This is a genomic window from Paenibacillus sp. MER 180 (assembly GCF_023713665.1).
In the GTDB taxonomy this organism is placed as follows: domain Bacteria; phylum Bacillota; class Bacilli; order Paenibacillales; family Paenibacillaceae; genus Paenibacillus_B; species Paenibacillus_B suaedae.
Genome location: NZ_JAMAVT010000020.1, coordinates 1 through 12,295 on the forward strand (window position 1 = coordinate 1; position 12,295 = coordinate 12,295).

Annotated in this window: 14 protein-coding genes; all 14 read right to left on the minus strand. The window is 37.8% G+C overall.

Annotated features, from left to right (window positions below):
* Window positions 1-90 precede the first annotated feature (90 nt).
* The 14 genes from M3661_RS24420 to M3661_RS24485 all read right to left on the minus strand — a co-directional run bounded on the left by M3661_RS24420 (window position 91) and on the right by M3661_RS24485 (window position 12,239).
* On the minus strand, window positions 91-660 hold the full coding sequence (locus M3661_RS24420; protein WP_251489389.1) for a serine hydrolase domain-containing protein: 570 nt from the start codon (window positions 658-660) through the stop codon (window positions 91-93).
* Between the two features lie 129 nt (window positions 661-789).
* On the minus strand, window positions 790-1,299 hold the full coding sequence (locus M3661_RS24425) for a hypothetical protein (RefSeq protein ID WP_251489390.1): 510 nt from the start codon (window positions 1,297-1,299) through the stop codon (window positions 790-792).
* Window positions 1,300-1,340: 41 nt separating this feature from the next.
* Window positions 1,341-1,943: a hypothetical protein gene (locus M3661_RS24430; protein WP_139070708.1), complete on the minus strand. Its 603-nt coding sequence runs from the start codon at window positions 1,941-1,943 to the stop codon at window positions 1,341-1,343.
* 85 nt (window positions 1,944-2,028) lie between these two features.
* A complete protein-coding gene (locus M3661_RS24435; RefSeq protein WP_251489391.1) occupies window positions 2,029-2,496 on the minus strand; it encodes a hypothetical protein in 468 nt (155 codons plus the stop codon).
* Between the two features lie 133 nt (window positions 2,497-2,629).
* The gene (locus tag M3661_RS24440) at window positions 2,630-3,277 is read right to left on the minus strand and encodes a DUF1963 domain-containing protein (protein WP_065292458.1); all 648 of its coding nucleotides are present in this window, start codon (window positions 3,275-3,277) and stop codon (window positions 2,630-2,632) included.
* Window positions 3,278-3,807: 530 nt separating this feature from the next.
* A complete protein-coding gene (locus M3661_RS24445; protein WP_251489393.1) occupies window positions 3,808-4,329 on the minus strand; it encodes a hypothetical protein in 522 nt (173 codons plus the stop codon).
* A 61-nt stretch (window positions 4,330-4,390) separates the two neighbouring features.
* Window positions 4,391-5,137, minus strand: coding sequence for a hypothetical protein (locus M3661_RS24450; protein ID WP_251489395.1), 747 nt, complete (start codon window positions 5,135-5,137; stop codon window positions 4,391-4,393).
* 109 nt (window positions 5,138-5,246) lie between these two features.
* Complete coding sequence (locus tag M3661_RS24455) at window positions 5,247-5,639, minus strand: DUF4240 domain-containing protein (protein WP_251489397.1); 393 nt, start codon at window positions 5,637-5,639, stop codon at window positions 5,247-5,249.
* A 58-nt stretch (window positions 5,640-5,697) separates the two neighbouring features.
* Window positions 5,698-6,393, minus strand: a complete 696-nt coding sequence (locus M3661_RS24460; RefSeq protein ID WP_251489399.1) for a hypothetical protein — start codon at window positions 6,391-6,393, stop codon at window positions 5,698-5,700.
* A gap of 105 nt (window positions 6,394-6,498) precedes the next feature.
* Window positions 6,499-7,068, minus strand: a complete 570-nt coding sequence (locus M3661_RS24465) for an SMI1/KNR4 family protein (RefSeq protein ID WP_251489401.1) — start codon at window positions 7,066-7,068, stop codon at window positions 6,499-6,501.
* 186 nt (window positions 7,069-7,254) lie between these two features.
* Entirely contained in the window at window positions 7,255-8,217 is a 963-nt protein-coding gene (locus tag M3661_RS31080) for a DUF5713 family protein (RefSeq protein WP_483874666.1), read from the minus strand.
* Between the two features lie 110 nt (window positions 8,218-8,327).
* Window positions 8,328-9,188: a MurR/RpiR family transcriptional regulator gene (locus M3661_RS24475; protein WP_021252872.1), complete on the minus strand. Its 861-nt coding sequence runs from the start codon at window positions 9,186-9,188 to the stop codon at window positions 8,328-8,330.
* Window positions 9,189-9,796: 608 nt separating this feature from the next.
* Entirely contained in the window at window positions 9,797-10,501 is a 705-nt protein-coding gene (locus tag M3661_RS24480; protein WP_251489403.1) for an N-acetylmannosamine-6-phosphate 2-epimerase, read from the minus strand.
* A gap of 142 nt (window positions 10,502-10,643) precedes the next feature.
* Entirely contained in the window at window positions 10,644-12,239 is a 1,596-nt protein-coding gene (locus tag M3661_RS24485) for an FAD-dependent oxidoreductase (RefSeq protein WP_251489405.1), read from the minus strand.
* Between the last annotated feature and the right edge of the window lie 56 nt (window positions 12,240-12,295).

Sequence of the window (12,295 nt, forward strand, 5' to 3'; positions counted from 1 at the left end):
ATCTGTTTCTTGAAATCATCTGTAAATGTTCGTCTTATTCTTGGCATAGTAGATCCGCTCCTTGTTATGATGTGTTAATTCTACTAGCCCTTAATTTTTCTGTCCAACTAAGTGTAGCCGATCTATATAACTAAAGCTTTTGCCTGGGATAAACTCTAATTCAGAATCGCTAACGGTTTTTACAATATCATTTGGATTCCATTCTTTGCTGTAGTCAAAATTGAAATTCGGCTTTAAATAATCCGGAATTCCCGAGCTATGACTTAGTAGATGACTTATTGTAATGGACTCTCCATTCGGAAAGTCTGGAAAGTATTGCGAAATTGGATTATCTACGTTTAGAAGTCCCTTTTCTACTAGTTGCATGACTGCTACTGCAGTGAATGTTTTAGATAATGAAGCAATCTGATAGAGCGTGCTTGGGTTATTCGGTAAATCAGTAGCTGCCAATCCATAACCTTTTGTAAATAAAACTTCCCCCTCCTTTGCAACTAGGACGGTTCCCTGAAATTTTTCATTTATCAAATATTGATCGATTTTATCAGGAACGCTTCCAGATAAATTACTATGGTTGTTACGTCCAAATACTAGCAAAGCTCCTATAGACACGATTACAATTACAAGAATAGTAATAGAGAAAATCTTTAAGAATTTTTTCATATGTATACCTCTCAGTCTATTCTTTAAACGAAACCAAAATTCTGACCTTTTACCCCAATTAACAGTTTTTTATCATATAAAAGCTTCCCTATTTCATGTAGGCGTTCTCCTGGAACTGTCCACAGCCAATTACCTTGCCCTATTTCTTGGATTTAAGGCAAGCCACCAACTATGATTATTCTCCATATATAAATCTAAACTTTCACCTTTGCCCCAAATTGTGTCATATGAAAAATATCCAAAGTTGATTATTTTATCATCTAAGTAAGCACTTAATAGATCTACAAGAGTTTGTGTATGGTTCATTTCTAAGCTTGTATTGAAGAAAATCTGTAACTCTCTACTGGGTTTATCAAACCTTACCCCATATTCCCAAGAGCTTGGAACCTTCATGCTTTTGCCCTTGAATATCGTAAATGAAAATAAACTTTCCAAACTTCCTTCATTCATCTCATTACATTCACTCTGAAACTTGTTAAGGCTCTTCCTCTCTAACTTCTGATAGTTCACATCGTAGCTAACACTTTTAAGCGGAAAACCAATGTTAGAGAAAAGCTCAACAGATTTTTTTATCCATTCTGAGACACTGCCGCAATAGCCATAAATATTACAGTTAATTCTTCCGTTTTCTGTATCCATTATTAAACCTCTTTTCAAGATTGTTTTATGAAGAAATAATATCAGCCTTGTTCCATGACAGAACATATGTGTTTATACTTTTTTTCAAAGTTCTTTCTAAAATATTCATTCCCGTCCTTATTTAATTTTTTTTCTTCAAAAGCCCAAGATAATAAATATTCTTGAAAACTATTATCTAAATCCAAATCTAATGGAATAATTTTGTCTACAGATATTTCACTATCATTCGATGTAGTAATAAGTTTTCGCGCCCTTATCACAATAGGCAATTCTATCCACTCTTTGTAAGAGCCTACTATTTTTATTACTTCTATATCGTTCAAAACATTAAAAATAATCTTGTCAGAAACAAGATCATTTATAAAAAATTTTTTCATAAACGAAACACGTTTATTACTGTCATTTATCTCAGAAAATAAATGCAAAAAATCAGAACTTTGTTTTATTAAAAAAACACTAGTAAAGTTTATAAAATACTCTGCACAACTTTGTAACATCGTTGTTGGAGAGGTATCATGCTCAACTTCCATTACTAGAGAGAGAATCTTTGAAAACTCTTTTTTATTTGACCAAAGATTTTTCATTCTTTCTTCATCTCTATAGTAGTAAATTATTATACTCAAAATATCCGTTTTTCCCCTCATTTGCATCTCCCTATTGGCTCTCATCCACCTGCTCTATACTGGCGTCTGCCTACCATAGCTCCTCCAACTTTTCTGGTAAAATTGACTAATGGAATCTTTCGAGATTTTCAAGTAAATCAAAATCTACTAGATTGGTACCATTATATCCAGTCTCTCTCAAGACCTGTCGTAGTTGCTGCAATAGCTTGAGCCATTCTTTTATAAATAAATCAGTTTTCATCGTAATGCTCTCATAACCATCACGACTATCCCAATTAATGTTAATATCACATTTTCCAATTTTACATATCCATGTTTCGAAAAATGCTTGACTTGGGAAAGTTACGACAAACCGCTCTTCTCTTTTTTTGATTGCCTCTAACATCTTAACAACATCACTTATGCCATCGGCTATTTGTGTTCCATAATTGATTCTTAATGAGGTATCATGCCATTTCATTGTAAAGTGTTGGTTATTAACATGCCTATTATCTAGTGCTTCCGATATCGTTGTATCTTCTGGATCACGTATTCCAATCTTAAAATTTGGGTTAATTATGATTTCAAATTCCACTTTACTCACCCCAAGGACATTTAACTTTTGCATGACTATCTTTTCTAACAAAAAAACATATGTAAAGAATGAGCTTATGACGTCTTCTTCTTTATATATGTTCGGGAGCTTGTATATTTGAAAAGTTATTCTTCTAAGTGCATTGTGTAAAAAATACACCTGCATTATTCTGATCAACATTTTTATTTATAAACAAATATCCGGTCGAGTCACTGACGCAAAATATATCATGAAACCCTTCAGGGAAATCGCCGCCATAAATTTGTAGGCAAAATTGATAATCAGCCAGACCCACGTCTTCTATTTGTAACAGAGAGGGTGTATGCCCAATCAACGAACCACAGTAAATCTCTCCATCATCCAACTCCTCTCCATCTACTTCTTCTTCTAAATCTAAATTCAATTCATCCCCTAAAATGAACTCTTGTGCTGGTATCAAGAACTCTGATTCATTTCGAATATTACCTACTTCGTGTAATAAAACTCTCGTGTATCCTTTTCTAATGTTTTGTAACTCTTCGTTATCACCATGAAAAGTTATTACATCTAGAAAGTAATCATCCTTGCTATACGTTGTAAACACGGATAGTACCTGTTCTTTTGGCAAGTTTACATCTAACGTTTTATTAAGAAAATCCGTTGGCAAGCTTAATACGAGTGTTAATTTATCTCCATCTGGGTTTAATGGCCAATCCATATTTTCAGGCAGGAAGCTATATCCACCAAGCCGTGGTACATTGGATTCATTTTCAACATCTTTAAAGGTAATTTCAACTGACATCTTTACAACACATCCTTGTCGTTTCTTTAAGAATCTTTAAATCTCTCCTGTTAATCCCCCTGCTATTCACATTCCTATATAATTACGTCCTGTTCATCCTCCCACCATACTTCGACATAAATCGAGTTAAATCCTACCAGTAAAATGAACTGTGTTTAAAACGTCAAAAGCCTGCCCAAAGGCAAGCTTTTTTATTTGAGACATGTCCCATATCGTATTATTGATGACCCTCGTGACAGTTGAGTAGCATCCAAGCCACCTCTGAATTCAAAACATTAAAGCTCTACTTCACCTGCTTGATCTTGCCCTAGATGAACAAGTGGAACAGGAGAATAAATAAACGTATCCCCGCCATCTTCAAGCTTATACATGATACAAAACAAAGCTGAACCTCGCTGATCGCCACTCGGTATAGAGAAAATCATAGCTGAACAACGCAGCTCAGCAGAATGAACGCTTGCACATAGATCTTTATAAGTAATTGCAGCGAGGCAATTCCCTGATTCCTCCTCTTTTCGAAATCGAGCTATTCAGAATAATTGAAAAGGTAATTTTTTCGATAGCCCCTTTTTTATCTTTTCAATTTCTTCAATGGCTTTTTGTTTCCAATGCTCCTTAAGTCTAAAATCTTCATCATAAAAATCCTTGTTATGAAGTTGCAAAATTAAATCTGCTAATTCAAACCACTCTAATATATGTATTGAAACATTCTGCATATTTTCTGGACTAAAATCTTCAAGATCATGATCATAAAAAAGTACTGTTGGTGGTGATTTACTATCATCAATATCGATTATCCAAAAATCGCCTCTGCCAGTTTCGGCGAATATCCAATGGCTTTCTTTAAGTTCACTAAAATCTGCGTGATACTCTTTATTATATTGTTTTGCTTTTTCATAAGATAAAAAAACATGATCTGCCTCGATGCTATTATCGGCAAGTTTCTCATATAAGAATAAACAATCCTTCCTTGTAAACTCACTGATCTTTGGAATTCTATTTCGATGTTCTAAACTATCCATTATTTCATGAAAATTTCTTTTCCTTATCATGACGTTCACTTCTCTCTACATGGATCATTCCTCATAATTTTCTCCTAATTTAACTTTACATCTAATTGAAAACAAAATTGGTAACGTATCTTCTTATCTCCTCAAGCTCGCCTTGTAGCAATATCTCTTTCTTATTTCGAATAACCAATACATGTATACTTAATATTGAAATGTGAATATATTCATTCTTGTAATTTTCAACTTCAATAAAAGAAGAAAAATCTGTACAGTCTTGTAAACTATTTAGTTCATGTGAAAGGTTATTCCATTTATCTAAATATAATTTTCGCCCAATCGTGCCGCTTTTGGTTTTGTTATTTTTATAACGAAGCTTAATTTTTGGAGATTTTTCTCGGTTCCAATTTACAGTTGAAACAATATCTTGTCGCAAAAGTTTAACTGTATCAGGAGACTCATCCCCACTAAATTCACAGTTATATATTGGAAATACATCTAAGGTTTTTTGATGGAGTCTATCGCTATAAGTTGCAAAACTAGTATGATACGATGAAGGTATACATAACATTGCATCAAAATTAGTTTCCTTGTAAGCAATATTAGTTATCTTAACTATTCTATCGGTACAATCGGCAGTTATGAATTTTTTAATGGAATTTAAAAATTCATAAATCACTTCTACCTCCATTTCACCTCTTATTGAGACTTTTATTATATGCCCTTCTAACAATGAGAAATTTAAATAATGCGTAAAAATAAAGGCAGGTGTTTTGTTAGAATAGAAATACCAATCTTTCATACCTCTAATAGTACTGATTTCACAATATTCCTGTAGCTCGTCCAATAACATGTTTAATCACCTTCTGTTCAATCAAGGTTTATCATTATTTAAGCCAAGCAGCTTCTCAAATTTCCTTTAATCCAACTAATGATTATTTCTTTTATCAAAGACTATAATGTTAATATACCCCGGTTGATTCACCGAACTTTTCTATACATACTTCATCTGCGATGCCGAATAAAATTACACAATCTTCAGCTGTAGATGGGATTTTCTCAGGATTATTAAGTATCTCTGCATAGTATTTCTTCCCCTGACTTACTACCAAATAACTTACGTCTTCAATCCCATCCTCTGACTCTTCTATGTAATCTAAAAATGGCTCTTCTTGTAATACACTTGCCGCATCTAAAAATTGTTCCTGAAACTTCACGATATGTTCCTGATCCATTTCTCTCAATATTTCTCTTAATTTATCCGCATTCTGATCTGCGTTCATAATAATATCCCAAAACCAATCGCTTACAATGTCACTAATTTCGGTTGGTAAAATAATATCAGAATGATTCATAAGGCCACCTCACTTGTGATTTTAGTTGAAGGCGTAAATCTATTTCTGTGGAAATATTCTACTTGATTTTGGATTTTTTGATCTTCCACCTTATCTGTTCGACATCCACCTGATTTTGTTTCATTTGTTTTGAGTATATCAATATACCTTCATCAACATACTCAAATCGAAATGTTGTAGTTGGTATACTATTTTTATTTTCATGATAGAAGCCATTTCTAATAATTGTATCAACTGCTTGATTGCTATTATACAAATACTCATCCACCAAAAATGTTTCTTCGTTCAATTCCTCATCTCCGTCCAAGTCGACGTCTTTCAAATAGAATAATACTTTTTCTATCACAGTCTCTTTCAAAACTACACAATATACTTGTTCCAAAACGATTTCATCATTATCGTTATTTAGAAACCTAAGATAAAGTTTCATCCCATCTTCTTTTATTACAAAAACACTGCCCCATCCCTTATTTTCTTTATCATAAGAATAGTACAGTTCACCATCTTTTAACTTATTTACGATAACTCCTTCATTAGATTCAGGCTCAGTTTTATAGATTTTGGGCTTCTTTAATTGATTTAGTGCATTTTGATATGGAAAAAATTCTAAAAATGAATCACTCCAAATAACTGTATCTTGTTCTACATTTTTAGCTCTGTTAAGCAATTCTTCGTATGAGTCATAATATTTTTCAAAAATTCTGAGCAGCAAGTCATATTCTTTTTCTATCGCTTTGTACTCTATTTTTTTCATGTAATCACCCTCTCACGCCCTAAGCCTGTATATAATCAAAGATCATGGCCAACCGTCCATAGGGCTGCTAATAGGCAACCCTATGGTTTGTATTCTTTGTCGTGCTTAAAGTTTTAAATAGCGGAAATCAAAATCAATACCCTCGCCATCCAACAAGTTTCTTTTATACTCTATTTCTTCCTTAGAACTATCAAAAGTAACTTCTGCGTACAATTTTTGAATTTCAATTATTTCATTTAATAAATAGTCATTGAAATCTTTAAATACTTTAGCCCTTTTAATCGGATCATGAGAAAATAAATAAATCTCCCCAGTATCCCTTTTAAAGCAAATAGGATCATTGCTAGGACTTTCAGCAAAAACAATATATTTATCTGTTTCATCTTGCTGAAAATACAATGATACAAATTCCCATATAGAATTTGTCAATGCTTCCCACTCATCCATTTTCTTAAGGTTGTACATGAAATCAGAGCTTTCTATACCACCGAAATGTAAGAAATAATCTTTCGTTTGTGAGGGAATTATCCAATCTAGATATTTCTCTGTCTTTTGAAAATTTTCAGTTTCTAATGAAATCACTTCTACATCCTGATCCTCAAGAAAGCATGTCAGGTTTTCAATCCAATTGTTTTCCCCTATTTGTCTAATTGGTAATATGGGCTCTCTATTCATCTTCATACTTACTCCTTTAATGATAAGATTCTCTCGATCTCTTGGCCGGGTTCATTGTCTGCAGCGCTGCTTCTCACCATACTTCGACATTAATCGAGTTAAATCCTACCAAAAAGGGGCTGTCCAGAAGTCAGTTTCAATGACTTTCTGGACACCCCCCTTTTTGTCTTTGTGTACAATTATCTCCTACCATTCTCTTTCTCTGAGGGCATCCTCAATAACAATATCGATCTTATAATATTGTAAGACCGATTCTACTGTAGCAGCAATTGATTCCCTTGCAACAGTCTCTATTTCACTATTATTTTGCCCAAACTCATCTGCCAAATCATTAATGGCTATTGTCATTTCATCAAGTTTACTTTGAATCTTATTTACATCACGATTCCCTTTTTCTATAAATTGAACAACACGCAAAATGCATTCCTTTACTTTATCAACTAAAAATTCTGGGTAGAAAGGGTCATTATACATCTCAATTAGATAACTGATTTGGGCTGCTTCATTCTCATTTTGTCGATTCCCGTCTTTATCCTCTACCCCATATTTCGGAACCCCGGCTTGCCACATCTCTTCGACTGTTTGTAACGGATAGTTATCGATACCAAGCAATCGCTGTTCTTTTAATGGATCGATCCATCGGCCATTCTCAATCGATAGAATTAAACGACGTACAAATTCGTAACCCGTGTTATACCCAACAATTTCGTAGTTGGTTAACATGTTCGGGTCATTTCTATCAATATTGTATTGGATAATTTCATTCCCCATAAGACCCTTATCACCGACTGCGGGATCGATTTTCACCAAATTGTATATGAGTTCATCATCACTAAATTCAGAGCGATTTCCCCACTGTCCCCTGTCACTACTAATAAAAATCTCTGGTATAGGGATATTCAAATTAGGTTGTACATTTTTTAGTTTCCCTACGGAACACTGTTTGAAAAACCCCTTTAACACCATACACACCCCAAAAGGTTTAAACGTATTTAAGTCAAGCAGCTTCTCATTAAAATGATCACGTTCACTCGTTATATTAAAAAATGCAGCGTATGGATTGTCTAATAATTGAGCAATGATGTATAGATTTTCTTTTAATTGTATGGAATGAATATCATTTTTCTTCCAAACAAATCTTTTTAACATATCAGCACCCCTTTTTTGTGAGTATCTGGCCATAAAATGACAAAAAGCTCTCCAAACGATGGAAAGCTTCCTCATTTTAATAATTATAATTGAAATTAATGATGTAATCATTAATACAGTTTCTCAGAGATTGATTTTGCCGTTATCTCGCGGTATTTCATAGCTTCATCCTTTATTTTTAAAGAAACCCCGACATTCAAAATGTCAATAACAGCTAACTGGGATATCTTTGCAGCAAGTGAGCTGCCTTGTAGTGGATTTTCTCTAGCAACCATTAACAGTTCGATATCTGCCAGTTTGGTTATAGGGGAACGCGCATTACTGGTCATAACGACTATTTTGGCGCCCGCTTTCTTGGCTAGGCTTAAGTTCTCCAGCGTATCTTTGGTGCTTCCCGAAATGGATATCCCAACAGCTACATCTCCTGGATGCATTAATGCAGCTGTCATGGCCTGAAAGTGCGTATCTGTCTTAGCGAAGCTCTGCTTGCCAATCCTGGTGAAGCTATGCGCGGCCTGTAACGCCGTCAATCCTGAAGATCCGACTCCAAAAAAGTGAATATGATTAGCTGCAGTCAATAGATCAATGGTCTTCTCCAACTGATCTGAACTAATAAGTTCCGAGGTTTGTTCCAGCGTCTCAATATGCATAGATATCACCTTGCGGTTTAAAGTCGCTGCATCATCCTCTTCAGTAACTTCATTATACAAGCGATCGGAAGGCTTAACCATATCTTGTGCCAGAGATAATTTAAAATCCTGAAAGCCCTGGAATTTCAGTTTCCGGCAGAGGCGAATCACCGTCGTCTCACCGACGTCCGCTCTCTCTGCAAGTTCGGTCACCGAATGATAAATGATATCCTGAGCGTTTTCCAGAATAAAATTTGCAACTTTTTGTTCTGTTTTGGTTAATCCATTGAAATGACTTCTTATGGATAACAACGTCTTTCCCATTCCCTGCTCGTTAGACAAATCCATTCTCCTTTCAGGTTGCCTAACAAATAGTGAACTGTAGACTAACCTATATTTAGGATATACACAAATTCCTTTAAGAGGTTGTTCAAAAAGTCCGCTTTTGATCACGAAGTAAATCGGGAAGGTGATTCGGCATCGAATCTTGAATTCAGCCGGGCCTAAGCAGATGCTTACGAAGTCGTTTTCTACGAAAACGTGTAGCTCCGCTCCTCAGTCCCTATCTTCATCCAATTCAAGCGTTTTGAAAAAACGCACATCGGAAGCATAAGCCTCGGTGCTGAAAACCGACCTTTTTGAACACGCATTTTAAAAGGCAAACTAGTATGCTATAACAAATTACATTATACTGTGAATTTTATTTTAAATAAAATAACCCGCTACAGCCCCTACTACACCTCCATTATCTCCTAAAGAAGCTGAGACTACCTCAATTTTCCGAACCCTCTCTCTAAAAACAGGAAGCAGCTGGCGCGACAGACTTTCACGAACCGGATTAAGTGAAAAATCGCCTTGCCACCGATATCCAGACCTATAGCTACTTCCCCAGTATGTCCCATCCATAGAACCTCCTCGCTTAAAGGATGCTGCAACTAAAATAATAGAGACTACATTTCAGGAACGTTATGATATTGAAGTATAGCATCCGTATATTTCTTAGTAATCAATTGCGGCCTGGTAATGGCTCCGCCAATTACAACGGCGTAAGCTCCGGCCCGAAGACACGCAACAGTCTGTTCAGGACTATGAATTCTCCCTTCAGCTAATACGGGAATGCTAACCATTTGACTTAAGTCAGCAACTAATTGAATATCTGGTTCCTCACTTTGCGGGCTGTAAGCTGTATAACCAGATAACGTAGTAGAAATAAGATCAAAACCCAATTTCTCCGCCTCTACTCCTTCTGCTACAGAAGATACATCTGCCATTAATAGTACTTGGTGCTTCTCCCTTATTTCTTTAACCAAATCCGCAAGACAAACATTGCCCGGCCTATTGCGAATTGTAGCATCCGTAGCGACAATATCGGCTCCAGCAGCGATAATATCTTCAACCTCTGTTAAGGTAGGAGTTATGTAAACGTCAGAACCGGTATACTCCTTCTTCCATAAGCCGATAATCGGCAAATTCGTCACCTTTTTTATCGCTCTAGTATCTTGAGGCGTATTCGCCCTGATCCCTACCGCCTTGCCCATTTCAGCCGCTAGAGCAAAGCGGGCCATATAATCACTTCCGTAGAATGGTTCTTCCTCAAGAGCTTGACAGGAAACAATAAGTCCGCCTTTTAAAGTTTGAATCATTGAATCTACCATAGTGCACACCTCCGTAAATAAACTGTTCATTGAGTAATATGTAGCTCATAATATGTACTCTTTCATTTCCTTAGAATCAGTAACAGCCACCCCTTATTATCAATAGAGTGGCTGTCTGCTCAGTTTTTCTACTCTATCGTTGTTATAGAACCAGATCGTCCGGCCAGTGGATTTGGACCCCTTGCCTTTGAATCAGCGCTTGATAGGCCTGAAGATGCTCCGAATTGGCGTGAACCTCATGCGGCGTCACTTGATTCTGCAGCGCATAGGCCGCTAAATAACCGACCGATTCCCCAATATTCCATTCTGTCGGGTGGAGGCGGTAGCATCCGTTCGTGATCTGAGTGGTCCCGATATTTTTACATGCGGGAAGCAAATTCTTGACCCGGATCGGCAGTAACGCACCAAGCGGAATCTCATACGGATAGTTCGGAATATAGAACGTCCGGTTCGTGACGGTCGTCAAGTGAACATCCAGATGATAGCTGCCTACACCGACGCTATCGTCGTAACGGCGAATTCCTTGTTCCCCGCGGATGTCCTTACTAACATCCTGCTCCGTGATGGTATACATCGCTTGAATCCGGCGCGACTCGCGAATATACGGGTACTTCGCCAGTCCGTCCTCTGTACCCAGTACATCCGTACGCAGCCGGATGCCAGGATACCCTTGCCCTCCGTCCGGACGAGGCGTCTCGGTCTGGAGCCAGTAGATCAGTGAGAGGCTTAACTGTCTAGCACTCGCCAGATGCTCCGCCCGTTCTGCTTCAGGAACGTCAATAATTGAACCTAGAAAATAATCATTCTGCGGCCAATTGATCAAGGTGATGTCACTTTCATATAGCCCAGGCTCAAATAAAGTCGGGTCGATGACACGACGATACGTCCACAGCGACAGTAGCTCCCGTCCAGAAGCGTCCTTGCGTTCACCTGGAAATAGGGCGAACTCCTTCATTTTCTCCGCGTCATCCGTATCGTTCGCATACCAGCTTAATAGCGGAATATTCGTATGCTTCGGTACGAACTTGCGCCAGAAATCATATTGCTCAGGCTTCTCAATCGTGAAATCGCCACCCTCTACATAATCGAGGGCAAACACATGGGTGATCGACTGCACATCGAGCGGATTTGCCTCTTCCAGCGCATGCGGCTCCCCTGTCTCACGCCTGGACTCCGCGCCTATTACATATTCCACCCCCGCTAACGGCAGTACGTCTCCACATTCCGTAGCATCGAGGAAGTATGATCCCCTTAGTACAACTTCTTCACCTGAGCTTATATGTGTAACGGTTACACTCTCTATCTGATCCTCGTTCACTGAGGCTGCAGTTGGTCTGAAATGATACAATACCGTGATACGGCCGCTGTTCACATACGGGGCCAACATATCCTCGATGACGCGCAGCGCCACCTTCGGCTCATGGCATAAGCGGCTTACCCAACCGTTGCCTGGATTAAGCAGTTCATTATTCTTCGCTTCCTCCAACATCGGATAGTTCTCTCGATAATAAGCACGCACCCGGTCTCGAAACTCGCGATACGTCTCTGTGCAGCCGAATTCCTCGATCCACCGATGTTCATCCGGCGGAACCGCCTGACTTGTCAGCTGACCGCCGAGCCAATCCGTCTCCTCTGTCATGATTACACGCACGCCCATTTTGGCTGCAGCCAATGCGGCCATACATCCGCCCAACCCGCCGCCTAGGACGGCGACGTCTGTCATTTGCTCGTTATGCATCTCTCGCTGGCTCCTTCTCCGGCGCTTCCAGCATCCACCTGAGCTGTTCATGCACC

Excerpts from the sequence above, each read along its gene's own strand:
- M3661_RS24440 (WP_065292458.1), bottom strand. The coding sequence starts at position 3,277 with ATGTCAGTTGAAATTACCTTTAAAGATGTTGAAAATGAATCCAATGTA.
- M3661_RS24460 (WP_251489399.1), bottom strand. The coding sequence starts at position 6,393 with ATGAAAAAAATAGAGTACAAAGCGATAGAAAAAGAATATGACTTGCTG.
- M3661_RS24425 (WP_251489390.1), bottom strand. The coding sequence starts at position 1,299 with ATGGATACAGAAAACGGAAGAATTAACTGTAATATTTATGGCTATTGC.
- M3661_RS24465 (WP_251489401.1), bottom strand. The coding sequence starts at position 7,068 with ATGAATAGAGAGCCCATATTACCAATTAGACAAATAGGGGAAAACAAT.
- M3661_RS24480 (WP_251489403.1), bottom strand. The coding sequence starts at position 10,501 with ATGGTAGATTCAATGATTCAAACTTTAAAAGGCGGACTTATTGTTTCC.
- M3661_RS24455 (WP_251489397.1), bottom strand. The coding sequence starts at position 5,639 with ATGAATCATTCTGATATTATTTTACCAACCGAAATTAGTGACATTGTA.
- M3661_RS24445 (WP_251489393.1), bottom strand. The coding sequence starts at position 4,329 with ATGATAAGGAAAAGAAATTTTCATGAAATAATGGATAGTTTAGAACAT.
- M3661_RS24485 (WP_251489405.1), bottom strand. The coding sequence starts at position 12,239 with ATGCATAACGAGCAAATGACAGACGTCGCCGTCCTAGGCGGCGGGTTG.
- M3661_RS24430 (WP_139070708.1), bottom strand. The coding sequence starts at position 1,943 with ATGAGGGGAAAAACGGATATTTTGAGTATAATAATTTACTACTATAGA.
- M3661_RS31080 (WP_483874666.1), bottom strand. The coding sequence starts at position 8,217 with ATGTTAAAAAGATTTGTTTGGAAGAAAAATGATATTCATTCCATACAA.
- M3661_RS24450 (WP_251489395.1), bottom strand. The coding sequence starts at position 5,137 with ATGTTATTGGACGAGCTACAGGAATATTGTGAAATCAGTACTATTAGA.
- M3661_RS24420 (WP_251489389.1), bottom strand. The coding sequence starts at position 660 with ATGAAAAAATTCTTAAAGATTTTCTCTATTACTATTCTTGTAATTGTA.